The organism is Shewanella kaireitica, assembly GCF_023284045.1.
In the GTDB taxonomy this organism is placed as follows: domain Bacteria; phylum Pseudomonadota; class Gammaproteobacteria; order Enterobacterales; family Shewanellaceae; genus Shewanella; species Shewanella kaireitica.
This window is the reverse complement of the sequence record NZ_JAKIKQ010000007.1, coordinates 20,950-46,804: the sequence shown is the minus strand read 5'-3', so window position 1 is coordinate 46,804 and position 25,855 is coordinate 20,950. Positions and strand designations below refer to the sequence as shown.

General features: G+C 42.1%; 21 protein-coding genes. 17 read left to right on the top strand and 4 right to left on the bottom strand.

Annotation, left to right across the window (positions count from 1 at the left end; translation table 11 throughout):
• Positions 1-94 precede the first annotated feature (94 nt).
• From pabC to L2730_RS10950, 6 genes are read left to right on the top strand one after another with little or no spacing between them, the layout of a single operon-like run.
• Entirely contained in the window at positions 95-913 is an 819-nt protein-coding gene (pabC, locus tag L2730_RS10975; protein ID WP_248974634.1) for an aminodeoxychorismate lyase, read from the top strand.
• Positions 910-1,920 (top strand): endolytic transglycosylase MltG, encoded by a 1,011-nt coding sequence (gene mltG / locus L2730_RS10970; RefSeq protein ID WP_248974633.1) that lies wholly within the window; start codon positions 910-912, stop codon positions 1,918-1,920. Before pabC ends, mltG begins: the two co-directional genes overlap by 4 nt.
• Positions 1,917-2,561 carry a dTMP kinase gene (gene tmk / locus L2730_RS10965; protein WP_248974632.1) on the top strand — a complete coding sequence of 215 codons (645 nt, stop codon included), beginning with the start codon at positions 1,917-1,919 and terminating at the stop codon, positions 2,559-2,561. Before mltG ends, tmk begins: the two co-directional genes overlap by 4 nt.
• Before the next feature lies 1 nt (position 2,562).
• Positions 2,563-3,480 carry a DNA polymerase III subunit delta' gene (gene holB / locus L2730_RS10960; protein ID WP_248974631.1) on the top strand — a complete coding sequence of 306 codons (918 nt, stop codon included), beginning with the start codon at positions 2,563-2,565 and terminating at the stop codon, positions 3,478-3,480.
• A gap of 6 nt (positions 3,481-3,486) precedes the next feature.
• On the top strand, positions 3,487-3,813 hold the full coding sequence (locus L2730_RS10955) for a PilZ domain-containing protein (protein WP_248974630.1): 327 nt from the start codon (positions 3,487-3,489) through the stop codon (positions 3,811-3,813).
• Positions 3,814-3,854: 41 nt separating this feature from the next.
• Complete coding sequence (locus tag L2730_RS10950) at positions 3,855-4,643, top strand: TatD family hydrolase (RefSeq protein WP_248974629.1); 789 nt, start codon at positions 3,855-3,857, stop codon at positions 4,641-4,643.
• Between the two features lie 256 nt (positions 4,644-4,899).
• On the opposite strand, the gene rsmF is transcribed toward L2730_RS10950, so the two are convergent.
• Complete coding sequence (gene rsmF / locus L2730_RS10945) at positions 4,900-6,324, bottom strand: 16S rRNA (cytosine(1407)-C(5))-methyltransferase RsmF (RefSeq protein WP_248974628.1); 1,425 nt, start codon at positions 6,322-6,324, stop codon at positions 4,900-4,902.
• 111 nt (positions 6,325-6,435) lie between these two features.
• On the opposite strand from rsmF, the gene L2730_RS10940 reads away from it, so the two are divergent.
• Positions 6,436-7,662: a nucleoside recognition domain-containing protein gene (locus tag L2730_RS10940; protein WP_248974627.1), complete on the top strand. Its 1,227-nt coding sequence runs from the start codon at positions 6,436-6,438 to the stop codon at positions 7,660-7,662.
• 79 nt (positions 7,663-7,741) lie between these two features.
• Here the strand turns inward: L2730_RS10940 and L2730_RS10935 are convergent, their stop codons facing one another.
• Genes L2730_RS10935 through L2730_RS10925 form a run of 3 tightly spaced genes read right to left on the bottom strand, consistent with a single transcriptional unit; the run spans position 7,742 to position 11,607 of the window.
• Positions 7,742-10,369: a PqiB family protein gene (locus tag L2730_RS10935; protein WP_248974626.1), complete on the bottom strand. Its 2,628-nt coding sequence runs from the start codon at positions 10,367-10,369 to the stop codon at positions 7,742-7,744.
• Positions 10,347-10,991 carry a paraquat-inducible protein A gene (locus L2730_RS10930; RefSeq protein ID WP_020912903.1) on the bottom strand — a complete coding sequence of 215 codons (645 nt, stop codon included), beginning with the start codon at positions 10,989-10,991 and terminating at the stop codon, positions 10,347-10,349. Before L2730_RS10930 ends, L2730_RS10935 begins: the two co-directional genes overlap by 23 nt.
• On the bottom strand, positions 10,981-11,607 hold the full coding sequence (locus L2730_RS10925) for a paraquat-inducible protein A (RefSeq protein ID WP_248974739.1): 627 nt from the start codon (positions 11,605-11,607) through the stop codon (positions 10,981-10,983). The genes L2730_RS10930 and L2730_RS10925 overlap by 11 nt, the downstream gene beginning before the upstream one ends.
• Positions 11,608-11,803: 196 nt before the next feature.
• On the opposite strand from L2730_RS10925, the gene L2730_RS10920 reads away from it, so the two are divergent.
• From L2730_RS10920 to L2730_RS10875, 10 genes are all read left to right on the top strand, one after another.
• Positions 11,804-12,085: a YebG family protein gene (locus L2730_RS10920; RefSeq protein WP_248974625.1), complete on the top strand. Its 282-nt coding sequence runs from the start codon at positions 11,804-11,806 to the stop codon at positions 12,083-12,085.
• A gap of 95 nt (positions 12,086-12,180) precedes the next feature.
• Complete coding sequence (locus L2730_RS10915) at positions 12,181-12,639, top strand: GAF domain-containing protein (RefSeq protein WP_248974624.1); 459 nt, start codon at positions 12,181-12,183, stop codon at positions 12,637-12,639.
• A 285-nt stretch (positions 12,640-12,924) separates the two neighbouring features.
• Positions 12,925-13,563 (top strand): RNA chaperone ProQ, encoded by a 639-nt coding sequence (gene proQ / locus L2730_RS10910; RefSeq protein WP_248974623.1) that lies wholly within the window; start codon positions 12,925-12,927, stop codon positions 13,561-13,563.
• A 34-nt stretch (positions 13,564-13,597) separates the two neighbouring features.
• Positions 13,598-15,640 (top strand): carboxy terminal-processing peptidase, encoded by a 2,043-nt coding sequence (gene prc, locus L2730_RS10905; RefSeq protein ID WP_248974622.1) that lies wholly within the window; start codon positions 13,598-13,600, stop codon positions 15,638-15,640.
• 74 nt (positions 15,641-15,714) lie between these two features.
• Positions 15,715-18,276, top strand: coding sequence for an aminopeptidase N (pepN, locus tag L2730_RS10900; protein WP_248974621.1), 2,562 nt, complete (start codon positions 15,715-15,717; stop codon positions 18,274-18,276).
• A gap of 85 nt (positions 18,277-18,361) precedes the next feature.
• Positions 18,362-18,592, top strand: coding sequence for a DUF2835 domain-containing protein (locus tag L2730_RS10895; RefSeq protein WP_248974620.1), 231 nt, complete (start codon positions 18,362-18,364; stop codon positions 18,590-18,592).
• 318 nt (positions 18,593-18,910) lie between these two features.
• Positions 18,911-20,959, top strand: coding sequence for a DUF1302 domain-containing protein (locus L2730_RS10890; RefSeq protein WP_020912895.1), 2,049 nt, complete (start codon positions 18,911-18,913; stop codon positions 20,957-20,959).
• 18 nt (positions 20,960-20,977) lie between these two features.
• Entirely contained in the window at positions 20,978-22,342 is a 1,365-nt protein-coding gene (locus tag L2730_RS10885; protein ID WP_248974619.1) for a DUF1329 domain-containing protein, read from the top strand.
• A 50-nt stretch (positions 22,343-22,392) separates the two neighbouring features.
• Entirely contained in the window at positions 22,393-23,409 is a 1,017-nt protein-coding gene (locus L2730_RS10880; protein ID WP_248974618.1) for a WD40/YVTN/BNR-like repeat-containing protein, read from the top strand.
• Between the two features lie 13 nt (positions 23,410-23,422).
• Positions 23,423-25,726, top strand: a complete 2,304-nt coding sequence (locus L2730_RS10875) for an efflux RND transporter permease subunit (RefSeq protein WP_248974617.1) — start codon at positions 23,423-23,425, stop codon at positions 25,724-25,726.
• The last annotated feature ends 129 nt before the right edge of the window (positions 25,727-25,855 follow it).

Below are 25,855 nucleotides of genomic sequence, written 5' to 3'. Positions count from 1 at the left end.
CAGCCTATTGAAAGCGGTTCTCTATCTAGGATGCATAGTGCCATTTCAAAAGTTCAACGAGTCGCCGAGCAGGCAAAATTAGTTAGGATAGCTAATGTCGACAATTTGGGTTAATGGACAACCTGATGGCACGATTAACCCTCTAGATAGGGGGTTAGCCTATGGTGATGGGCTATTTGCAACGATGCGAGTAAACAAAAGTGAGATTCAATTCGTTGAATCTCACTTTCTGCGATTAACTCAAGGCGCAGAGCGCTTGGGTTTTGACTGGCAGCCGTCCCAGAGTCTTCGTGCATTATTGTTAGAGTGTGCCCAACAAAATCCCCAGTCGTGCCTTAAAGTGTTGTTATCTCGTGGTGTTGGGGGGCGAGGATATACGCCACCCAATAGCAATCAATCTATTAATGAAGTTGTATCGGTTCATCCATTTCCTGATGTTTACCAAAGCTGGCAAAGCCAAGGGCTTAGCTTGCAATCTTCAGATGTTTTATTGGCAAGACAACCTCGTTTAGCCGGAATTAAACATTGTAATCGATTGGAGCAGGTACTGATAAAATCGGAGCCACTTGCTGATGGGTATGACGACTGGTTAGTACTCGATAGCAAGCGCAATATAATTGAATCATCGATGGCAAATCTGTTTTTTGAAACCGAGGTTGGCATAGTGACTCCAAAACTTGCTTATGCTGGTGTGGCTGGCATGATGAGAGAGCAGGTCATCTATCAACTACTGGAAATGAACTTAACGGTTTCAATCACTGAGATGAATCTGAGTAATCTGTTTAATGTTAAACATGCATTTATGACCAACAGTTTACTTGGCGTTGTTGATATCAATTTAATAGACCAGCATATTTTGCAAAAAGCACCTTTTACATCCCTATTAAGAGAGCGACTTAATCTGACATTATGAAGAAATTTTTAATTGGTTTTTTAGCGACGGGTTTTACGCTACTTACTATTGCTGCGCTTGGGGGATACTGGGGTTACCAAACGTTAACTCAGTTTGCCCAATCACCGCTAAAGATAGACGCAACTCAGGAGTTAGAGATCCAAAGAGGCACCTCATTTAACCAGTTTAGTCAGCTTCTTAGGCAGCAAAGTATTATTGAAGATGATGGTTGGAAGCTAAAATGGTTAGTACGATTTAATCCTGAGTTAGCACAGATAAAATCTGGACTCTATGATGTTAAGCCTGAGGATACGGTGACTAGCTTACTGGAAAAAATTGTCTCAGGGAGGGAGAAATCTTTTGCGCTTACCTTACTAGAAGGGCAAACGGTCAAAGAGTGGCAACAGCTGTTACTAGAGCAACCCAAGCTTAGATTTGATGAAGGGCTGTTTGCGCAAATATTGCTTGATAATGGCGATAATTCAGGATTAGTTGAAGGTAAGTTTTTCCCCGACACTTATCATTACAGAGCGAATAATTCAGCCTTGTCATTATTGCAAGAAAGTTATCGGAAAATGCAAGTTGAATTGGAGAATGCTTGGAATAATCGTCAAGAAGGGCTGCCTTTAAAATCTTCATATGAATTACTGATCCTAGCATCAATAATTGAAAAGGAGACAGGTAAAGCAAGCGAACGTCCTTGGATTTCCGCTGTATTTATTAATCGACTAAATGAAGGCATGCGTTTACAAACAGATCCTACTGTTATTTACGGCATGGGTGAACGCTATGAAGGCAATATTACCCGCAAAGATCTAAGAGAAAAAACAGCATTTAATACATATCGAATTAATGGCTTACCACCTACGCCCATCGCGGCGCCGAGTCTTGCAGCAATTCAAGCCGCAGCAAACCCAGCGGATGTGGATTATTTTTATTTTGTCTCTCGAAATGATGGCAGCCATGTATTTTCAAGAACATTGCAAGAACATAATCGAGCAGTGAACAAATATCAGAGAAATCGATGACTATAGAATCAACCAAGGTTAGAAACTCAAAATTCATTGTTATAGAGGGTTTAGAGGGAGCGGGTAAATCGAGCGCCATAGCATTAGTTCGTGATTTTATTGAAAAGCATACAGGGCAAGCGCCTGTATGTACCCGTGAACCCGGTGGCACACCACTCGCGGAGCAGATGCGTGACTTAGTGAAGGTTGCCAATGAATCTGATCCATTGTGTGATGAAGCAGAATGTTTAATTTTCTATGCAGCTAGAGCGCAGTTAGTCGCCAATGTGATTAAGCCATCACTTGCAGAAGGTAAATGGGTTTTAGGTGATAGACATAATTTGTCGTCACTAGCCTACCAAGGTGGAGGCCGTGGGCTAATGCCGCTCGTTTCATCAATTAGCGAAGCGACCCTAAAAGGATTCAAACCTGATTTGACACTTTACCTCGATATTGACCCAAAGCTGGGCTTAGCACGAGCGGCGAATCGTGGTGAGCTAGACCGTATTGAGCAACAAGAGTTAGCATTCTTTAATCGCACCCGTGCGACATTTTTGTCATACGCAGATAATGATGATTCAATCATGATCATCGATGCAAGCCAAAGTATGGCTGCTGTGCATAAAGATATTATCGCCGTTTTACAAGATCAGGCTTGGTAGCATGCAACAGTTACCTTGGTTGCAAAGTGCGAGTGATACATTTAATGCACAGTTAAAGCGACAACAAGTTGCACATGCTTATCTTATCGGCTTAGATGCTGGTTATGGCGGTGAAATTCTCGCTCTGGATCTGGCAAAAGCGGCACTATGTAGCCAGGTTGGCCAAGCAGGTGCCTGCGGTTTTTGTAAAGCATGTCAGCTAGTAGAGGCTAATAGTCATCCAGACTTTTATCAAATAGAGGCTGATGGCGCGCAGATAAAAGTCGATCAGATAAGAGCCTTGTGCCAGAAACTAACCACGACTGCTCAGCAGGGCGGTCGACGTGTCGCTGTGATATTAAATTGTGAGCGACTCAATCAGGCTTCAGCGAATGCCTTACTTAAAACACTTGAAGAACCAGGTAAAGAAACGATATTGCTGTTGCAAGCTAACTCGCCAAGCCGATTGATGGCAACGATAAGTAGTCGCTGCCAGCGAGTCCAGGTGAAACTTCCAACTAGAATTGAAGTAAAGGCTTGGCTCAACGATGAATTAAAAACATCTACGGATTATAGCTGGAGCTTGCCAGTCGTTGGTGGACCGCTAGCCATTGTGTCGGCTATTGAGACTGACCGCTACCAAAGCCTCCTAGCGTTTAGAAAAGGTTGGATTGAAAGTTTGTCGTCAAAGCAGCTCTGTGCTAGTTTACAAAATGTAAATGAAAAGCAAGTTTCTGACGCGATTAAAGTTTTATATCTCGTACTGCATAGAAAATTGGTTACAGACTGCACTATTGAGCCGTTAAAACGCTCATCGATTGTCACATTTGCCGCTAAAATCATGCAGCAAGAAACACGGCTTTCAGTAATGCCAACAATTAATGTACTCGGCTTATTTGAAAGCATTGTGCTGGAATATACTCAATTAATGGAGCGCTAATTTTCTATGACAAATCTTGTTGTTAATTTTGACACTTTGCACCAGCTATATCGGGCTTATATGCCTTTTATTAAGCCAGCGGGGTTATTTATTGGCAGCACTGATAGCTTTGTTTTAGGGCAATCATTGTCAGTGGTTTATCGATTGCCTGGAACGACTGAAAAGATGCAGTTTGAGGGCTCTGTTGTTTGGATAAACCCTCTCGGTGCTCCTGGTGGCCGCCCGGCTGGCATAGGCGTTAAAATTGTTTCTGAACCTGATATGCATAAACACCATATCGAACAGTTATTGTCACATGAACTATCCTCTTCAGATTTGACCTGCACTATGTAGCTCGGTAGACTTGCTCTCCTTTTTGCTTGTTGGACTTACCCGTGCTTATCGATTCACATTGCCATCTAGATCGCCTTAAAACGGCGCCAGATCAAGACTCACTAAAAAATATCATAAGTGCTGCCAAAGCACGTGATATTGCTTACTTCCTTTGCGTAAACGTTAGGCAACAAGGCTTTATTGAGATGAAGCAGAAAATGGCGTCGTTTGACGAAGTTTTTCTATCAGCAGGCGTGCACCCATTAGATGTCCAAGATGGCCTTAATGTTGAAGAAATAGAGCAATTCGCCCGTGATGAAAAGGTGGTTGCTATTGGTGAAACCGGGCTTGATTATTTTTATGCCAATGAGACAAAAGCATTGCAGCAATCTTGTTTTGAACAGCAAATTGATTTGGCCGTTAAAGTGAAAAAGCCTCTAATCATTCATACCCGTGATGCTCGAGAAGATACGCTTAACTTTTTAAAGCGCGGCAATGCGGATAGCGTTGGTGGCGTATTACACTGTTTTACCGAAAGCTGGGAAATGGCGAAAGCTGCTATTGATATGGGGTTTTATATTTCAGTTTCAGGCATTGTGACGTTTAAGAATGCTGGCGAACTACGTAGTGTGATTAGAAAGGTCCCAAAAGATAGATTGCTGGTTGAAACCGACTCACCCTATTTAGCACCTGTTCCCCATCGTGGTAAAGAGAACCAGCCTGCATTTGTTCGTGATGTCGCCGAGTTTGTTGCAGAGCTTCGAGGTGAAAAATACCCTGATGTGGCTGAGTATACAACTGAAAACTTCTTCAACTTGTTCAAAGATGCTGCACACCTAGCCGGTAGATAATGCTTATTTATCCGTTATAGCTTTGGAAGTTGTAACCTAGTAAAAAACAGGCAAAAAAAGACCCAAAACTATTCCAATTGTTCTGGGTCTAGGGGAATGGCTCTCAAGGAGCCGTGCGCTACTGGTGTTAACCACTTAAGGTTAAAATCTGCTAATTGCTCAATCTCTGTTCAAACTAGTGTTATTGAGTGTAGTAGAGCTTTCCCATTTAGGCCTAATTTTTTTTAATTACGTCCAGTCTATATGTAACTAAAGATTACGGCTGTTTGTAGCGCGCAATCTTATCTTTAACTAAGTCTCTGGGAAGATTGTTTTTTAACTTATTGCCTAGGTGTTTAACCACTCCCAAAGATACTCCCGCATAACTGACAATGGTCTCACCTTGAGGTTTCACTTTTTTACTCAAGGTAATATCTCTACCCATTAAAAATACTTGTGCCTCATCATCGGTGAGCTCGATAGTATCCGGTGACGCTAACGCCAATACCGCTTCATGCTTGACTTTAAACCCTTTTTTAAGCACATCAGCTAATTTCATTCCAATACGTTGAAAACGCATTTTACCGATGAGTTTATGGAAGGCTTCAGGGAAAAGCCAAACTTCTGTGTCTCGAACGTAGATATCGTTTTCACTTGGTAACACGATATCAAATGATGTTTTTAGATATTCGACTATCTCGGCAATTTTTTTAGCAGACGCCTTTTCAAATGGAAAATTCTTTTGTTTTTTGGGTTCAGGCAATGCTCGCTCTATCGAAGTGACTTTCTTAATTTTGGCAACAAAGAAACCTTCGCTGTCATATATTTGTGGCCACACATGCAAGAAACCCTCTTCGGTACAAGACTTATCTGCGCCAGGAAACAGTGAAGATAGATTCACGAACTCTACAGCATCGGGGTAGCGTTGCTTTAAATAGTCACAAACATTCTGGTTCTCTTGTCGGCTTAGTGCACAGGTTGAATAAACCAGTTCACCGCCAGTTTTTAATGATTGAAAAGCTGAGTCAATGAGCGCCTTTTGGGTATCAACAATTCCCTTTACATCATTATTGTCCCAATTCTTTAATGCGTCAGGATCTTTTCTTATGGTGCCTTCACCGCTACAAGGCGCATCGAGCAATATAGAATCAAATATTTCGAACATATACTCGCCAAATACACGAGCATCAAAGTGTGTTAGCGCACAGTTTGCTACGCCCATGCGGGCGATATTTGCATGTAGCACTTTAATGCGACTGGCGGAGTATTCGTTTGCTACAAGTAAGCCTTTATTGGCCATTAAAGCGGCAATTTGTGTCGTCTTAGAACCGGGGGCCGACGCCATGTCTAACACACAGTGCTGAGTACCAGTTTGCTCTATTGAAAGGAGTGCAGTTGGCGGTAACATTGAGCTGGCTTCTTGAATATAAAACAGTCCTTGTAGGTGCTCTATGGTATTACCGAGTTGGACATCTTGGTCTAATTCAATCCAGTAACCATTTTCACACCAAGGAACGGGATCAAAATGCCAACCTTTAGGCGCCATTAGCTTGATAAAATCATTGCTTGAAATCTTTAGTGTATTTACACGTATAGAGGGTCGCAGCGGCTTACTGCTAAAGCAGATAAAATCTTCCATAGAGAGGTGAGAAGGAAGATCTTGTTCGATGCTATTGATAAAATTTTGATTAAAATGAGCCATATGCTGAAGGTAATGCGATAAAGTAATCTGATTATATACTGAAATATAGATATAGTGGGAGCACATGTATGGAAGAGTGCAGCGTTGCACTAGATCGCGAGAGGGAAGTGAGTGTTAAATAAGATTTGGTTTAGTTTTTTTGCCGTTGCATTGTCTGCCATCTTTATACAACTCCTAAGTGGCAACTTTGACGTACTAAGCGAAAGTGTTGCAGCCATTTTTTCCAGTGCTAAATTAGCCGCAGAGATAGCGTTAGGCCTTATTGGTGTACTTTGTTTGTGGATGGGGCTTATGCGGGTCGGCGAAAAGGCTGGGGTCGTTGCGTTCTTTTCCCGTGCTTTTGAGCCGTTATTATCACGTCTGATGCCCGAGGTGCCAAGAGGGCACCCCGCCTACGGCAGTGTTACCATGAACCTAACCGCTAATATGCTAGGTTTAGACAATGCAGCCACTCCGCTTGGCTTAAAAGCGATGCAAGACCTACAGTCTTTAAATCCAGTAAAGCACACCGCGACTAATGCGCAAATTTTGTTTTTAGTCCTCAATACCTCTTCTATTACGTTGGTGCCAGTTACTGTATTTCTTTATCGTGCACAGCAAGGAGCGGCAGCGCCTGCTGATATATTTCTACCTATCTTATTGGCTACGTCAGCATCGACGTTAGCGGGCGTACTGGCCGTGGCTATTGTGCAGCGTTTATCAGTTTTAAATACGGTGGTCATGGCTTATGCTGCCGGAGTTATGGTTACGTTAACGGCTTTGATGTTCTACTTGTCTACCCTTACAGTGGCAGCAATCGGTGATGTGAGTACCGCAATGGGGAACGGTATTCTATTGTTACTCATTTTCAGCTTTGTACTGGTTGCCGGCCTGCGTAAAATTGCTGTGTATGATGAGTTTATTGAAGGAGCGAAAGAGGGCTTTGCCCAATCCATAAAGCTTATCCCTTATCTTCTTGCTATGTTATTAGCTATTGCGTTGCTGCGTGCTTCCGGTGCGCTTGATTATCTACTAAATATATTGGCGGGTGTTGTCGCATTTGCAGGCGGCGACACTCGCTTCGTTGATGCCATGCCTACCGCTATTATGAAACCATTTAGTGGCTCTGGTGCAAGAGCGATGATGCTTGAGACTATGCAATACTATGGCGTTGATTCTTTTGCTGGACGTCTTGCGGCAATATTGCAAGGCAGTACAGAAACGACGTTTTATGTGTTGGCGGTGTATTTTGGTGCCGTTGGAATACGCAATGGTAGGCATGCTCTTGCTTGCGGTTTATTTGCAGATCTAGCGGGTATAGTGGCCGCGATCCTGGTGTGTTACCATTTTTATGGTTAATGCATGATCTTATTGCTATGAAAAAGGCGATAACTTAGGTATTTAAGCAATCGCCCCTTATGGAACTTTAAATAGGAAATCAGTCAGTCGCAGATTGCTTTGGTGCCCAGTCTAACCAAATAGGGTCGACAGCAGCGTTAAGCGGGAATTTATGTTGAGGGGCAATCATATTTTCTACTGACGTTACCTCTTTGGTCGCGAGGCCAATTCCTCCACTAAGAATAGTTTCAAGTGAGCCGGTTTCAATCTGCGCACCAGAAAATAGTCCTACATCAACTTTAACACCCGAAAGATCCCAAAGTACACTAGAGCTATTCACTAGATGTTTATATCGGCTCTCAATGTGAGCGGTCATTTCTACACCGGTACCATCAGAAATCAACTGGTAACTATCTACTTGACCGACTTTTATACCGCGAAAGAAGATAGCAGTGCCTTTATTGATAGAACCTAAGTTATTATTAGTGATGATAAAGGTAAGAGCGTTATCTAGGTTATAAAATGGTTTGTCTATTAAACCGACAAAGCGCGAAGCTGTCTGTGTACTGATCCCTGGAACGACTGAAATATAAGGTCCAGTAATCAGAGTTTCAGGCGCTTCAATTCCTGACAGTGAAACTTTTGCGTCCACAATGGAAAAGCTAGCGTCTTGTTGATTGAAGTTAGCGGCGTAGTCGCCATAAAGGTAAGCCGACACATCTAGCTCAGTCAGATCTTTGCTCAGTACAACTGACTCCACTTCACCCACTTTATGACCCAAATAGCGGATAGGGGCCTTCTTAGCCAATTTTACGCTGGCGGGGAAGGTCATCGTTATCGCCGTTGATTGGCTTAACGCAAGGAATTTAGAATCATATAGTTGGTTTTCTCGTCCTTGTGCTGGATGCTCAAGGAGTCCTAAAGTGATCCCACCTTTAATCGCGCCTTGTAGTGGCGACATTTCGACTTCAATACCACTTAAACTGGCATTGATTGCTAACGCGCTATTGCGCCAAAAAACGGTTTTGTCAGTTAACAGTGATGCAAATGTTTTTTGGATACTGATATCAATTATAAAATCGTTACTCTTTCGTTGCCAATCAACCTTGTTAACTTGACCAATCTGCATTTTTTTATAGTAAATCGGCGAGCCCTCAACCACATTAGCGGCATCATTGCTGAAAAGTTGTCGAGTTATTAGGCTCGAATTCTCAAAGTAGTTGTCTGCTTCGTTACTGCTAGCAAATACTTTTAGCGATGCACCGTTAGTTAACTGCTGGTTGCTAGCACCTTTTACCAAACTTAATGCACCATTAGTAAATGTGTTGAGTTCGCGAGCCTTTACCGCAACGCCGTCTAAGTTGGCTTCCATTGAAAGTACGGATTCGGCGACAAAATAGCTGCCTTTGGTGAGTAAACTACTGAAATCCGCATCGACTTCGATATCATACTCAACTTTAGTTAGCGCTTTATTTAACTTGCTGGACAGTACTGTACCTATTTTTATCTGTTTGAAACGTAATTCCGCGCCGGCCGAAACGCCAGGATTGGTATCAGAGTCCAGCGTTAACGCAAGCTTGTTACTATTTTTTGGTTCTGGTTTAGTTGTTAGCAAGGGATATTGCTGCAGCGGATCGCCAGAACCCGCAATAAAGTTAATTACACTGCCAGTAAGTAGTCGCTCTGGATGATTGATGCCACTTAGAGATATATCTGCGCCTTCTAACCAAAATGATGATGTTCCTGCTAACAGCTCGGCATATTTACTGTCGATTTTAGCCTCTAAAGATATACCGTTATCAGTTAGGATTTTATTGGTAACCCGGCCTATATTAATGCCACGAAAAACAATGGCGGTATTGTTGGCCACTGACTCTGTGCCGTTAGCTGTTAATGTAAACTCAATACCACCAAAGGCTTGCTTCTCGCTATCATACAAGGCAAATTCGTGTCTATTTTCTGCTGAGGGAGACTTATCATTTGAACTAAAGCTAATGCCGCCTGCAAGAATCGCCGCTAAACTTTCGCTGCGAACTTCAATACCGGCAAGAGAAGCGTCAACACTAATACCAGACACATTCCAAAACTGTGAATCAACTTTGACTAACTTTGCATATTGCTGCTGGATAAAGGCTGTAACTATGATTTTATTACTGCTATCTAGACGGTAACCAACAACTTGCCCCACTGGGATCTGTCGATAGAATAACGGAGAGCCAACATCTAACGAACCTAACTTTTCAGAGGTGATGTTAACGATTAGGCCTTCGTTACCTGGTGTAATCACTGGTGCACTGATCTCTGCTTCAAAAAAAGAAGCTGATTCACCCTCACCTGGCAAAATCCCAATATAATTACCTGAAAATAAGGTATCTAATCCTTCAACGCCGGTAATTGAAGCCTTAGGTTTAACCAGCCAAAACTTGGTCTCTTTGTTGAGAAATGGTGAGGAACGGTAATCCATTAAAACATCAACATTTACACCTTGAAGGTCATCGTCGATACTGATATCAACAACTTTACCAACTGTAAGGCCTTGATACTTCACCAAGGTTTTACCAATATCCATACCAGTGGCACTTGGAAAGTGTATTCTGACCTCTACGCCAGACTCGCGAATACTTTTAACTCCTAACCACGCTCCGAGCGCCAATGCGATAATCGGTAGTAGCCAAATAGGAGAGAAGAGCTTTTTCTTTACTACTTTAGGTGTCTGTACTTGAGTCATTTTTTATTTCCAATCTGTCCCAGAGTAAACGTGTGTCAATTACTTTTGCTGCGAGTTGTGTCAGCAGAATAACTAAGGCAAATGCAGTGGCGGCAGGTGCCGGTTTTGCATCTAAAAGTTGCCCCATATTAACGACCGCAACAGTGAGAGAAATGACAAACAAATCTAACATCGACCACCTGCCAATCCATTCGATAATATGAAAGCCCATCATTAGCTTTTTCTTAGATATAGGTAACTTAAAGCTAATTGCTGTTAAATATATAGTTAACCCCACTATTTTAAGCACCGGTACCAATATGCTCGCTGTAAACAGAATAATAGCGATAGGGATCATGTCTGTTTTTACCAGATGAGCAATCCCAGAAAAAATAGTGTCTTGGGTGACTTGGCCTTGGTTCGTCAGTGTTGTTATTGGGTATAGGTTGGCAGGGATCAGCAAAATAGCAGCCGTGATCAATAAAGCCCAACTCTTTTGTAGGCTGTCATAATCTCTAACTATAAGCTTGGCGTCACAGCGGCTACAACAAGCTGAATTAGCGCAGGTGACTTTATTGCAGGTTGGGCAGCAAGTTAGACCTACTTCCTTTCCTAATGTGCAGCTTGTCTGATTATCGTTCAAGGAAACTCCACATATGTTCTAAATCGTACTCTCTTAAAAGAAATAAATGCATAACAAACAGCATTGTAAAGCAGAAAGTTCCAAAACCGAAAGAAACAGTAGCAAAATCCGCAAGGTTAAAAGCGGCAACCAAAAAACTAATAACATAGATTTCGAGCATCGTTAGCTGGGTAAGCAACCCTTGTAACTTTAATGCCTGTTTTAATATTGACCTTAATAAAGCCGATTGCAGTCCGTATTTAATGATCAGGATCTGTACCAATATTGAAGTAAGCAAGATGCCTGGGGCGATGACCGCTGCCGTCATTACGGCGATAGCAACAACCCAATAGCCTTGCTGATAGACAGCTGCAGCCCCTTCAAAAACGGTCGTCGTGCGCATACTCCCTAAAAACTCAAGCTCAAGCACTGGAAATAAGTTTGCAGGGAAAAAAAAGATAATAGCAGTCATGCATAAAGCCAACATGCCGTTAACTGAACAGTACGGCGTGTCATATAACTGTGTGTGGCACCGTGGGCAAATCGCTCTTACGCCTGTTGGCAAGGCACGCTTTCTTATGACCAAATCACATGACGGACATAAAGTAACACTATTGTCTAGCGTATCCGATGGCATAGGAAATAAAGCCTCAAATAAAACGTTAAGGAATAAAGCAAACATATTGCTAAAAACGTGAACTCAAATAATCGTATGCATTTGATTATTACAGAGTCCTTATCGCTATAAGCGTATCAGGTTTTCAAGAAAACTTGCATAAGAACTTCAATATGTGAGACTCTTTACTGTATATAAAAACAGTGCGAGATTGATTATGGCCGTTGTAACCAAATTTGTCGTAGTTAGAGAAGGGGTTGAAAAGATGACTTTCACATCGAAAAAGGAGGCTGATGCCTACGATAAGATGCTTGATATCGCTGACAACTTAATCCCTTTTTTGACTAACCCAGAACTAGGGTTGGAAGATAATGATATTGAAAAGATTGGGTTTTTCTTAGCGCAGCACAAAGATGAACTTCAATCCTTACTTAAAGGCGGGGCAGCCGTCAGTAAAGCTCCAGCTAAGAAAGTGTCGAAAAAGACTAATTTAGACTAAAAAAAACAGAGGATCAGTCTTCTAAATATGTTTCATCTTGATAAGATGCTGCAAATTTACTTAGATTTATCGATGATTTTGTTTAGGGGATGTATATGACCGCGTCATTTTATGACACGTTGAACCGTCAAGTAATTGCTTTATTGAGCGGTGAAGATGACCAAATAGCGGCCTTAGCCAATTTTTCAGCGCTATTAAATGATAATTTGACTGACTTAAATTGGGTAGGCTTTTATCTATTAAAGAATGAGCAACTTGTATTAGGCCCTTTCCAAGGGAAAGTTGCTTGTACTCGGATACCGATAGGAAAAGGCGTATGTGGTACAGCAGTTGAAAAAAATGCAACACAGCGTATCGCAGATGTTCATCAATTTGTGGGTCACATAGCGTGTGATTCAGCGAGCGTTTCTGAATTGGTTGTTCCGCTTCGACGCAATGGTGATGTTATCGGAGTACTGGATATTGATAGCCCATCGTTATCAAGATTTGATGAAATCGATCAACAAGGCGTAGAAACTTTGGTGAAAAGTCTCGAAAATTGCCTATTTGGTTAATCATCGACCAATTTTTGCTAATTGATGGTCGCAATCATCTCATGCATCCCTATAATAAGCGGTTTGAGCAATGAAATCTCAAATCGCGATTATTCGGTAAAGCGAATCAATAGCGTTTATGATAGGTTGTTGCTAAGGTAGGTTTGATTTTGACGCTAAAAACATAAGTTAATCATTATTAATTTGTTCTTTAGGTCATAATCAGACAAATATAAACGACACTTAAATCGATGAGAGGTAGAAACTCTTTTGGTAGTGTCCCTTTTTTAAACTGTGGAAGTAAAGATGGAATCAACAGAAAAGTTGACCGATACCAACGCTATTCTTGCGTACTTATATGAAACATTTCCTTTATGCTTTATTGCTGAAGGTGAAACGAAGCCATTAAAAATCGGATTGTTTCAAGATTTAGCGGAAAGGTTAGCTGATGATTCTAAAGTCAGTAAGACTCAACTAAGAATCGCTTTAAGAAGATATACAAGCAGCTGGCGTTACCTTAAGTGTGTTAAAGCCGGTGCGCATCGTATCGATTTAGATGGTAATTGCTGTGGTGAGCTAGAACAAGAGCACGTTGACCATGCTCAAGCTACACTTAAAGAAAGTCAGGAAAAAGCGAAAGCAAAAAGAATAGCTAAAGCAGGGAAATCGTCAGCACCTGCAGCTAATGCTAAGAAACCCGTTAAAAAACCGGTTGCTAGAAGACCGAAAGCGGCACCAAGCGCAAAACCTGTTAAAGAAAAAGTAGCTGAAGTAGTTTTAACGCCTGCGGTACTGACTGAGTTGAAGAAAAATCAACGTGTAAACGTCAAACTAGGTAAGGCGCCAGTAGCAGGTGTTATTTTGGATATCAAAAAAGAAGATGTTCAAGTTCAGCTAGATTCTGGTTTAACGATTAAAGTTAAAGCTGAATACATACTGCTGTAATGGTTTAAAAAGCATGTAAAGGAGTAACTTGTTGATGCGGAAAATGTCTCTGGCTGTATCTATCGCCAGTATTTTTGTAGGATTCTCGGCGTGGGCTGTTAGCCCTACTATTCAATTCAGCGAGTTACCTGCTTTAAAGCAGGAACCCCAACATAAAGTGGCGAGTAAACGCGTCACTGGTTTGTTCACCCGTTCCCATTACCATCGTTTTGAAATGGACGATGCGTTTTCAAAGCAAGTGTTCGAACGATACCTGAAACAATTGGATTATCGTAAGAACGTGCTGCTGCAGTCTGACGTTGACAGCTTTATGGCCTATTCCACTCAATTTGACGATATGTTGAAAAGTGGCGATCTGCAGCAAGCTTACTCAATGTTCGAAGTTATCCAAAAACGCCGCTATGAGCGATTCGCCTATGCACTCTCTTTGCTTGATGAAGAGATGAAGTTTGATGTGGCTGGCGATGCTTATGAATTCGACCGTAAGGACGCAGCTTGGCCTAAAACTGAAGCTGAGTTAAACGAACTTTGGCGTCAGCGCGTAAAGTACGATGCGTTAAACTTAACGTTGACGGGGAAAAAATGGGATGAAATCGTCACTATTTTGTCCAAGCGTTACAACAACTCGATCAAGCGTCTAAGTCAAACTCACAGTGAAGACGTTTTCCAAGGTGTAATGAACGCATTTGCACGAACAGTCGAGCCACATACTAGCTATTTATCGCCACGAAATGCAGAGCGTTTCCAGATGGAGATGAATTTAAGTCTTGAGGGCATTGGCGCAGTACTCCAAGTTGATGACGATTACACGGTAATTAAAAGCCTAGTTGCTGGCGGTCCTGCAGCAACCAGTGAGAAGCTGTCGCCTGAAGACAAAATTGTTGGCGTAGGCCAAGAAGGCGAGAAAATTGTTGATGTTATCGGTTGGCGTTTAGACGATGTTGTCGAGTTAATTAAAGGCCCTAAAGGCAGTAAAGTAGTCTTAGAGATCTTGCCTAATAAAGGTGGTTCCAGTGCTAAACCTTTTGAACTGACCATTGTTCGAGACAAAATACGTCTAGAAGATCGTGCTGCTACATCAAAGGTTGTTGAACCATCAGAGGGACCATACGCTAACCGCAAGGTCGGTGTTATTCAAATTCCAGGTTTCTATATGAACCTTTCAAAAGACGTTTCCAAGGAGCTTGCGGAGCTTAAAGAAGCAAAAGTTGAAGGTATCATTATCGATTTACGTGGCAATGGTGGTGGTGCGCTTACTGAAGCGACATTACTTACAGGATTGTTTATTGAGCAAGGTCCAGTAGTACAAATTCGTGATGCTAATGGTCGAGTTTCTCAAAATAGAGATAATGATGGCCGCGTCACCTATGACGGCCCATTAACGGTGATGGTTGATCGCTATAGTGCTTCTGCATCAGAGATTTTTGCCGCAGCATTGCAAGATTATGATCGTGCTCTGATTGTAGGTGAATCTACATTTGGTAAAGGCACCGTGCAACAGCATAAGAGCCTTGGTCGAATCTACGATATGTATGAGAAACCAATTGGGCATGTACAGTACACTATCGCAAAGTTCTATCGTATTAATGGTGGCAGTACTCAGCTAAAAGGCGTGACACCGGATATTCCATTTCCAAGTGCTCTAGAACCTGGTGAGTACGGTGAAGCAGAAGAAGAGAATGCACTGCCATGGGACAAGGTGCCAGTGGCTCAGTACGGTACGTTAAGTGAGATCTATCCACAGTTGATTCAAAATCTTGATGGTAAGCATCAACAGCGAATTAAGACAGACGTTGAATTCGGCTATATCTTCCAAGATATCGAAGAGTTTAAAGCTAACCATAACGACAAAACGGTATCGTTAGTAGAAAGTGAACGTCTTGCTGAGCGTGATGAGAACGATAAGAAGCAACTCGATCGTGAAAACGAAAGACGAGTGCGTGAAGGCCTTGAAGTGGTTAAATCGTTAGATGATTTAGAAGACGATGCTGACAAGACCGATGCATTTCTCGATGAAACGGCATACATCACTCTCGATTTAGTTGATATTGAGAAAGTGGCTAAAAATCAAAAATAGTCGCTCACTGCAGATTATAAAACGCGCTTTTAGCGCGTTTTTTTTAACTTAAAAATGGAATTAGTAGGCCTACAATGACACAACCACAAGCTAAGTACCTAAAAGACTACCAAGCACCACTTTTTCAAATCACGCACTTGGATTTGGATATCTCTTTAGCGGGTGAGAATTCTGTAATTCAAGCGACTAGCTCAATCGAAAGAGTGGGTGAACACCAGCAGCCATTAAGGCTAGATGGCGAAGATATTAACTTAAAGTCAGTTAAAGTAAACGGTGTTGAGAGCGCATATACAGAGAAAAACGGTCAACTGATTATCGATACTGCAGAGCAAACCTTTGAGTTGGAAATAGTCTCAGTCGTTGACCCTGAGTCAAACACCAGCCTAGAAGGCTTGTACATGTCTGATGGCGCTTACTGCACACAGTGCGAAGCTGAAGGTTTTAGGCGTATTACTTACTTTCTTGATAGACCAGACGTACTTGCGATTTATACCGTCCGCATAGAAGCAAACAAAACTGCATTTCCATTTTTGTTAAGTAACGGCAATCTTGTTGAAAGTGGTGATTTGGAAGGCGGCTTACATTACGTTAAATGGCATGATCCGTTTCCCAAACCTGCTTATCTTTTTGCATTAGTTGCAGGTGATTTTGACCTATTAGAAGATGAGTATATAACCCGCAGCGATAGAGCCGTTAAGCTGCAGGTTTTTGTCGATAAAGGCAATCTTCATAAAGCTCACCATGCTATTGCATCATTAAAGAAATCAATGAAATGGGATGAAACACGTTTTAATCTTGAATACGATCTCGATATTTATATGATAGTAGCCGTTGATTTTTTCAATATGGGTGCGATGGAAAATAAGGGGCTGAATGTATTTAATACCAAATATGTGTTGGCAGATAAGGCCTCTGCAACCGATGATGATTACCATGGTATCGAGTCTGTAGTTGGTCATGAGTATTTTCATAATTGGACCGGTAACAGAGTAACTTGTCGTGATTGGTTCCAATTAAGCTTAAAAGAGGGCTTAACCGTATTCCGAGATCAGGAGTTTAGTTCTGATGTTGGTTCTCGAGCTGTTAATCGTATTCATGCTATTAAAGTGATGAAAAACCAGCAGTTTGCTGAAGACTCTGGCCCAATGGCTCACCCTATACGGCCGGAATCAGTAATAGAAATGAATAATTTCTATACTGTTACTGTGTATAACAAGGGGGCTGAAGTGATTCGAATGATGCATACCTTGTTAGGGGAAGATAAGTTCCAAGCAGGGATGGCGTTGTACTTTAAGAGGCATGACGGCCAAGCTGTCACTTGTGATGACTTTGTCGCGGCGATGGAAGATGCAAGTCAAGTTGATTTAGGTCAGTTCCGTCGCTGGTATAGCCAAGCCGGAACTCCTCAAGTCACCGCGACAGAATCTTATGATGATTCAACTAATAGCTATAGCTTAACATTATCTCAAGAAACACCAGATACTCCAGGTCAAGCGGAAAAATTACCACAGCATATTCCATTTGATATCGAGCTGATTGATAGCGAGGGTAACAGTCTTGTTAATGAGGTATTGGATTTTAAACAGCAAACCCAAAAGTTTGTTTTTGAGAACATTAAAACCAGACCCGTTGCTTCATTATTACAAGACTTCTCGGCGCCGGTAAAATTGGAATTTGATTACTCAATTGAGCAGTTATTGCATTTAATGCGTTTCGCTAACAGCGAAGTGGCAAAGTGGGAGGCTTCTGTATCCTTGTTTAGCCAGTCAATCTGGCAATGTGTAGATAATTTGCAAAATGGCAAAGCGATGCATATAGATAGCCGACTGGTTGATGGATTCAAAGGTGTACTTTTATCTGAATCGTTAAATGAAGCGCTAATGGCTGAAATTCTTAACCTGACGAGTGCCAGTTCGCTGATAGAGCAGACAGAGAGTGTCGACCTAGATAGCCTTGCTATCGCGCGTCAGTTTGCAGTCAATGAAATTGCACAAGGTTGTGAAGATGAACTGCTTGCAAAAGTTAGGCAGTTACAGAACATCGATAGTGCCGATGCTCGCGCTCTTAAAAATACCTGCCTAAGCTTATTGCTCAAGGTTGATGATCGTCACCGCTATATTGCAGAGCAACAGTTTGGAACTACCGATAACATGACTGACACTTTAGGTGCGCTAACCGCGTTGAATAGTGACAGCTCAAGTGAACGAACAGCATTAATGGCTGCATATGAATCTCGCTGGTTAGAAACGCCATTAGCAATGGACAAGTGGTTTAGCTTACATGCTACATTTGCCAATGAGGGTTGTATTGAGCAACTTGAAAAGCTGTTGCAACATGAAGGTTTTTCCATGTCTAATCCAAACCGAGTGCGCTCTTTGATAGGCGTGTTTGCAGCAGCCAATACCTTTGAATTTCATCGTAAAGATGCAAAAGGATATGACTTTTTGACTAAAGCGATTATCAAGCTCAATAAAGTGAATCCGCAGGTTGCAGCTAGGATTATTACACCGCTTATACAATTTAAAAAGTTTGATTTAGAAAGGCAGGCGTTAATGCGTAAGTCTTTAGAGAGTATTTTGGCAATAGATGAATTGTCTAAAGACCTTTATGAGAAGGTGACCAAAGCACTTTCATAATGATATAAGAAAAAGTAAAATCTCAGCTTATCCAGGGCAATAGCCCTGTTTAAGCTGGCATTAAATAAATATTCGAGAATTCTACGTGCAACAATCAAATCAAGTTTTCCAGTTCCCTCTTAATATTAGTTATGAAGATTTTTTACCTTACTACCGCGGCCAAGTCACTAAAGTGGAGGTTGTCGATTTAGCAGGAAGAACTTTGTGGATAAGCGCAAGACATTTTAGACCGTTTTTTACTCGCTCGGGTATAAAAGCATACTTCGAAATGGTGGTAGATGCTCAAGGAAACTTGATCCAACTGAATAAGATTTAGAGTAATTACTTAAAACGGTCGATTGCTTTAAACGCAGTGCTTTAGCTATCTGTTAATTTAGATAAGGTATTGTTATTAAATAATATATATTAACTAAATACCTATCTCTTTACATTATCTAAATCTGATTTAAATACACTCCTCAAACCACCTTGCTAAATCCTTGTAAAATAGCGGAATCTTTTGAAGATTTTCACTATTTCATCCTTGCTCACTACGTATAAATGCTGTAACAATGGTGTTACCTGTAAGCTAACAGTATGTTGGTTATCAATTCCTATAACAAAAGAATCCAGCAGGTTACGGAGAGAAGCTAAAATGAAAAAGGTTAAGAACGGCTTTAATAAGTCGACGCTCGCTTTGGGGATAGTCGCGGCGCTCGGTTTTGGCATGTCAACAAGTGCCAATGCAGTCTCATTTAATTGGGGCGAAGTAGAAGGAACATTTGATTCAACCTGGACTGCTGGTGCGAGTTGGCGAGTAGAAGGGCGAGATTGGGAAAATCAAATTGGTAAGGTGAATCAGCCTCAGTTTGACTGGTCAGGTTATTCTGCATTTGGCAACACCAAATACAGTTCAGCAGAAATTTGGGCGCAGCCTGGTTCCTACTCAAGTAACGGTGATTTAAGTAACTTACTTTATTCACAAGGCGATACGACTTCTGAAATATTTAAAGGTTTGCACGAATTATCTTTAAAATATCAGAACTTTGGTGTGTTTGCCCGTGCTATGTATTTTTACGATCGTAAGCTAAACGATGGCAGTTATGACTTTAACGACCCTCTTACGGGTAAAGAGTTTGACCCATGTGAAGATAGCAAGGCATCGGAAGTTCAATGTAAAGATATTCGATTACTCGATGCATTCGTCTATGCTGACTTTGATTTTAATGATGGCGCAAACCCTCTATCTGTTCGCGTTGGTAATCAAGTGGTTTCATGGGGTGAGAGTACCCTTATTGCCCACGGTATAAGCTCTATTAACGCCGTTGATTTGAATATCTTGAATGCACCAGGTGCAGAACTAAAAGAAGCGTTCCGTCCGCAAGGCATGGTTTGGGCGTCTTTTGGGATCACTGACGACCTGTCTGTAGAAGGTTTCTACCAATACGATTGGCAGCCAGTTTGGGTTCCAACGCCAGGCTCTATATTTTCTACCAATGATTTTGCCGGTTACGGTGGTTACAATCAGAATGCACAGTTAGGTTTTAACGCTAACCCAGATATGAATCTAGATTTCCTACTTTCTGAATACAACGCATTAGTTGGGATGGTGGGTTCTGGTCAAGTGGATGGTGCGACATTAGCGCAACTTGCACTCGCTTATCCAACAAAAGCCACGTTAGTGGAAGATGATGCGTCAGCAAGTGATGACGGTCAATGGGGTGTGAAAGTCGGTTATTACGCGCCGCAACTTGGTGAAACTGAGTTTGGCTTGTACTACATGAACTACCATAGCCGTCGTCCATTAATTAGTGGTACTACTGCAAACTTTACTCAAGAAGCGATTGGTCGAGATCTACAACGCCTAGGCGGTAAAGCGCAGTCTGGCGAAGCCATGACTCGAGAGGACCTGTTAGCATTAGAGACTTTCTCTAAGGCGCAAATTGTTTATCCTGAAGATATTCAGTTAATGGGCTTTAGTTTTAACACATTGCTTGGTGATACCTCTTTTGCTGGTGAAGTTGCACATCGTTTAGATGAGCCGCTGCAGATTGATGATGTTGAGCTGCTTTTTGCCGCTATGCCACAACAATTGGCTAATGCGGGTCTTCGCCCAGATCTCGATGGTATTTCACAAGTCGAAAACTATGGTCCTGGTGAATATGCTGAAGGTTTCATTCGTTTAGATACCACTCAAGCTCAAACCACATTCACACATTTATTCGGTCCAACATTAGGTACAGATAACCTCACTATGTTGGCTGAGATTGGTGGTGTTTGGATCCATGATATGCCGAGCTTTGACGAGCTTCGCCTTAACGGGCCTGGCACTGCACGTTCAGGTGGTAACCCTGATATGCCGGGCATTATCGAAGCGCTGCATAATGGCCCTGAAACCAACCCATTCCCAACTGATTTTGCTTGGGGTTATCGTCTAGTTGCTAAAGCGGACTATAACAACGTATGGGGTGGGGTGAATGTCGCACCACGAGTTATTTTCTCTCACGATGTTGACGGAATTACGCCGGATCCAATGTTCCTGTTTACTGAAGGTAAGAAATCCGTCGCCTTAGGCGTCGCTTTTGATTACCAAAGCAAATGGGGTGCAGATATCTCTTACAACACTTTCTTTGGTGGTGTAGGAACAACGAATGCTATGGCTGATCGAGACTATGTGTCGTTCAACATTAAGTACTCAATCTAAATCACAAGGACAATAATAATGAAGAATCTTGCGATATTGTCTGCCGCAGTCATGATGGCTTTAGGCGCTTCAAGTGCTGTTGCTAAAGTTTCTGACGCAGATGCTGCCAAATTAGGCACAGAACTAACACCGCTAGGGGCTGTAAAAGCTGGTAATGCTGATGGTTCAATCCCAGCATGGGATGGCGGCATCACAAAGCCTGTTGCAGGTTACAGTAAAGGTATGCATCACCCGGATCCATTTCCTGGTGACAAAATTGAATTTACTATTACTAATGCCAACAAAGACAAATACAAAGAGTTTCTCAGTGACGGCCAGGTAAAACTGTTTGAACTATACCCTGAAACTTTCAAGATGAATGTCTATGAAACTCGTCGCTCAGCGTCAGTTCCTCAATTTGTCTATGATGCAACTAAAGCCAATGCAACTCGTGCAGAGCTGATTGATGGCGGTAATGGTTTAACTGGTGCATCTATCGGTGTACCGTTTCCAATGCCTGAGAATGGCTTAGAAGTGATATGGAACCACATACTTCGCTTCCGTGGTGTTGATATCAAAACTTCTCGTAGCCAAGCAGCACCGACGGCCGGCGGTAGTTATACACTAGTTGAAACAGCAGAAGAGATCCGCTTCCAATACTCACGCCCAGAGATGACGCTTGATAAACTAGCAAAAGAGAATACCTTGTTCTTCTTTAAGCAAGTTGTAACCCAGCCAGCTCGTTTGGCTGGCACAGCACTACTTGTTAAAGAGACCATGGATCAAGAAAAACTGCCTCGCCAAGCGTGGACATATAACACTGGTCAACGCCGTGTTCGTAAAGCGCCAAACGTCGCCTTTGACACGCCTGGCACAGTATCTGATGGCCTAAGAACAACCGATGATTTTGATATGTTTAACGGCTCGCCAGTGCGTTATAACTGGGAATTGGTCGGTAAGCAGGAGCTTTATATTCCTTATAATGATTATAAACTCCATTCCGATAAACTTTCCTATGAGCAAATTGTCACTCCTGGTCACATCAACCCTGAGTATGTTCGTTATGAAAAGCATCGTGTGTGGGTTGTGAAAGCAACGCTTAAAGAAGGGATGCGTCATATCTACAAAGCGCGTACTTTCTACATTGATGAAGACTCTTGGCAAGTATCGGTTGCTGACCTATATGACAACCGTGACGAACTATACCGTGTGGCCATAGCTCATGGTTTGAACTACTACGAAGTGCCAACTCAATGGAGCACGTTAGAAGTGTTCCATGATCTACAGTCTCGTCGTTATATCGCAATGGGGCTTGATAATGAAGGCCGTATGTACGATTTTGACGCAAAGTTGAGTGAAGGTAACTTCACTCCAGCAGCGTTAAGACGTGCTGGTATTCGTTAACCCACTTAGAGAGGGGCGTTATGCCCCTCTTATTTTGAAAGGAAGTCTGTATGTCGTTTAGCATGCTTCGGTTTATCTCTGTCTTGAGTGTCGCCAGTATCTTTAATTCTTCTGCTGTATTGGCTCAAGAAAACAAATTAGAACAACAAATACAACCTCTTGCTGCTCATTCTCTTGTGCTAGATATCGCGCAATCTGGTCATACACTCGTAGCGGTTGGAGAACGCGGTCACGCATTTATCTATGATAATCAATGGCAACAAGTTGCTACACCGACAGTCGCCCAATTAACCAAAGCATTCTTTATCTCTGAAACCAAAGGCTGGGCTGTGGGGCATGACGCCACGATATTGCATACCGAAGACGGTGGTAAAACCTGGCAGCTGCAGATGCAATCTGCAGAGGTTGATAAACCCTTTTTAGATCTATTATTTTTCGATGAGAATAATGGCATTGCTATTGGCGCTTATGGTTTGTTCTACCGCACAACCGATGGTGGTAATAACTGGATAAGTGAGTATCACCAAGAGTTACTCTTTGAAGAAGATGTCGCTTATTTAGAAGAGCTTAAAGCTGAAGATGAAGCTCTGTATCTATCTGAACGTAGTACTTTGCTGCCGCATTTTAATCGTGTCATCCCTCTTACTAACGGTCAGCTAATTATGGTTGGCGAACTCGGACTTGTCGCCGTTTCCAGTGATAAAGGCCATCATTGGCAAAAGCAAAATTTTCCTTATGAAGGCTCTTTATTTAATGCAAGTGAAGTTGGTGACATTGTTTATGTTATGGGCCTACGTGGACACCTCTTTAAGTCACAAATCCAATTGGCTCAATGGCAAGAGGTTATGTTACCCGTCGATTCAACGATAAATGCAGGCGTAGCCATCGATGACTCGACATTACGCATTGTTGGCAACGCTGGGGTGGTTATTGATGTCACTGCGCAAGGTAACGCAACATTGGTTGAGCAAAGACAGGGCGAAAATTTAGTCGCTATTGCTAAAGACACTGCTGGTGCGCTCTGGGTCGCCGGTAATAAAGGTCTCATCAAGTTAGAACAAAAATAATAGGACCTGACGTATGTTAGATAAATTTGTAAATGGCATTGAAACCTATTTGTTTAGGCACCGCGCTTTCGTAATCTTTTTATTTATTCTTACCACGTTTTTTTTAGGTTTACAGGCAAGTAACCTAAAAATGGACGCAGCGTTTGTAAAAAATATTCCTCTTAATCACAGTTACATGAAGACCTATTTAAAACATCAAAAGCAGTTTGGTGGTGCGAATAGCATTATGGTTGCGGTTGAGGACACAAGCGGCAATATCTTCAATGCTAACTTTTTTGATTCACTTAAAAATGTTCATGATCAGCTGTTTTTCATTCCTGGTGTAGATAGAGCGCAAGTTAAGTCACTGTTTTCTCCTTCAACTCGCTTTACTGAAGTTGTCGAAGATGGTTTTGCCGGCGGACCAGTGATCCCCGCAGACTTCACCACTACCGAGCAAGGGTTATCAATTGTTCGCGGTAATATTGAAAAAGCCGGTATTGTGGGCCGCTTGATTGCTGAAGATTATTCGGCTGCGATGGTGAGTGCGCAGTTAATGGATTTTGATCCACAAACGGGTGAAGCGCTAGACACACTTGCCTTTGCTGAACAATTAGAACAAGAACTACGCGCTCAGTATGAAACTGATGATATAAAAATTCATATCATTGGCTTTGCTAAAATGGCTGGTGATGTTGCTGAAGGTGCAAAAGGAGTACTGCTATTTTTCTTAATTGCGATCCTTGTAACTGCAGTAATGGTTTACTTTTTCTCTAAATCAATCGTGCTTACCATTTTACCTTTGGTGTGCAGTTTAACAGCAGTTATCTGGCAACTAGGTCTATTAACCGTTGTTGGTTTTGGTTTAGATCCCATGTCCATCTTGATCCCGTTTTTGGTGTTCGCGATTGGTGTCAGCCATAGCGTACAGATGATCAATGCGGTCAAACGAAGAGTGACTGATGGGCAAAGCACAAAAGCCGCTGCGGCGTTAGCATTTCGAAGCTTGTTGATCCCAGGTGGCGTAGCGTTACTTTCAGATACTATCGGTTTTATGACGCTCTTGGCGATTGACATTGGTATTATTCGTGAGCTCGCTATATCAGCTTCTCTTGGTGTTGCGGTTATCATTTTAACTAACCTAGTTTTGTTGCCACTTGTTATCTCTTACACGCAAGTGCAGCCACAAAAGAACACGGCACCTGTAAAAGAAAATAATATTTGGGTCAAGCTGTCAAAGTTTGCAACGCCTAAATATGCAATTTGGGTTTTGCTCATTACCGCAGGTTTATATGCTGTTGGTTTGCAGCAAGCTAATCAGATGAAAATAGGCGATTTGCAAGGCGGAGCGCCAGCACTACATCTTGATTCTAGGTATAACCAAGATACTTTTTTCATTACGGATAAGTTTTCTATTACTACCGATGTGATGACCATTATTGTTGAAGCTTTCCCTGAAGCTTGTACTTACCATTCAGTGTTAACTCAGATTGATGAATTTGAATGGCAGGTCAGCAATACCGAGGGGGTTGAGTCTACGGCTAGTCTTGCCTCTGTCGCTAAGAGAGTCAACGCTGGCTTTAATGAAGGTAACCCCAAGTGGCAAGTCTTGCCTAGAAACACTGCGAGCCTTGTACAGGCCGTGGGGCGTGTTCCAACGACGTCAGGCTTATTGAACAGTGATTGTTCAGTGATGCCAGTATATCTGTTCCTTAAAGATCATAAAGCTGAAACCATTGAAGTTGTTATCGACAAAGTTAATGAACTGCAGCAACAGATGAATAATGAACAGCTTACTTTTAAGCTTGCATCTGGACCTGTTGGCGTTATGGCTGCAACTAATGAAGCGGTTGCAGAAGCACAACTACCGATGATGCTGTATGTTTATGGGGCAGTGTTTGTACTGTGTTTGATTAGCTTCCGTTCATTGCGAGCAACCATTGCGGTTATCTTGCCGTTATATGTGGTTTCTACACTAGCCCAAGCATTGATGACCCAGCTGGATATAGGTCTTGCAGTTAGCACACTGCCAGTTATCGCATTAGGGGTCGGTATTGGCGTTGATTATGGTATCTATATTTTGTCTACTATGGCGGTCAGACTGAGAGATGGTATGCCGGTCCAGCAAGCGTATTATGAAGCGTTAGTTGAGCGTGGTAGTGCGGTGATATTTACCGGTTTAACACTGGCCATTGGCGTGAGTACTTGGTTCTTCTCGGCGCTTAAGTTCCAAATGGACATGGGAATATTACTAACCTTTATGTTTTTGGTAAATATGCTCGGGGCAATAATTATCCTACCAGCCATTACCGCAGTATTTTGGCGACAACCCAAGTAAATAGGCGAAAAAGAGAAGCATAAGCTTCTCTTTTTTTTTGCATAAAAACACGCTATCAGCGATTGTTATTTCATCACAAAGCAATAAATGTTGCCTAGCATTCTTTTTAGGAGGCTCTACCACTAAAAT

Excerpts from the sequence above, each read along its gene's own strand:
- rsmF (WP_248974628.1), bottom strand. The coding sequence starts at position 6,324 with ATGGCTCATTTTAATCAAAATTTTATCAATAGCATCGAACAAGATCTT.
- L2730_RS10935 (WP_248974626.1), bottom strand. The coding sequence starts at position 10,369 with ATGACTCAAGTACAGACACCTAAAGTAGTAAAGAAAAAGCTCTTCTCT.
- prc (WP_248974622.1), top strand. The coding sequence starts at position 13,598 with ATGCGGAAAATGTCTCTGGCTGTATCTATCGCCAGTATTTTTGTAGGA.
- pepN (WP_248974621.1), top strand. The coding sequence starts at position 15,715 with ATGACACAACCACAAGCTAAGTACCTAAAAGACTACCAAGCACCACTT.
- proQ (WP_248974623.1), top strand. The coding sequence starts at position 12,925 with ATGGAATCAACAGAAAAGTTGACCGATACCAACGCTATTCTTGCGTAC.
- holB (WP_248974631.1), top strand. The coding sequence starts at position 2,563 with ATGCAACAGTTACCTTGGTTGCAAAGTGCGAGTGATACATTTAATGCA.
- L2730_RS10925 (WP_248974739.1), bottom strand. The coding sequence starts at position 11,607 with ATGCCATCGGATACGCTAGACAATAGTGTTACTTTATGTCCGTCATGT.
- L2730_RS10955 (WP_248974630.1), top strand. The coding sequence starts at position 3,487 with ATGACAAATCTTGTTGTTAATTTTGACACTTTGCACCAGCTATATCGG.
- L2730_RS10875 (WP_248974617.1), top strand. The coding sequence starts at position 23,423 with ATGTTAGATAAATTTGTAAATGGCATTGAAACCTATTTGTTTAGGCAC.
- tmk (WP_248974632.1), top strand. The coding sequence starts at position 1,917 with ATGACTATAGAATCAACCAAGGTTAGAAACTCAAAATTCATTGTTATA.
- L2730_RS10915 (WP_248974624.1), top strand. The coding sequence starts at position 12,181 with ATGACCGCGTCATTTTATGACACGTTGAACCGTCAAGTAATTGCTTTA.
- mltG (WP_248974633.1), top strand. The coding sequence starts at position 910 with ATGAAGAAATTTTTAATTGGTTTTTTAGCGACGGGTTTTACGCTACTT.
- L2730_RS10890 (WP_020912895.1), top strand. The coding sequence starts at position 18,911 with ATGAAAAAGGTTAAGAACGGCTTTAATAAGTCGACGCTCGCTTTGGGG.
- L2730_RS10880 (WP_248974618.1), top strand. The coding sequence starts at position 22,393 with ATGTCGTTTAGCATGCTTCGGTTTATCTCTGTCTTGAGTGTCGCCAGT.
- L2730_RS10920 (WP_248974625.1), top strand. The coding sequence starts at position 11,804 with ATGGCCGTTGTAACCAAATTTGTCGTAGTTAGAGAAGGGGTTGAAAAG.
- L2730_RS10885 (WP_248974619.1), top strand. The coding sequence starts at position 20,978 with ATGAAGAATCTTGCGATATTGTCTGCCGCAGTCATGATGGCTTTAGGC.
- pabC (WP_248974634.1), top strand. The coding sequence starts at position 95 with ATGTCGACAATTTGGGTTAATGGACAACCTGATGGCACGATTAACCCT.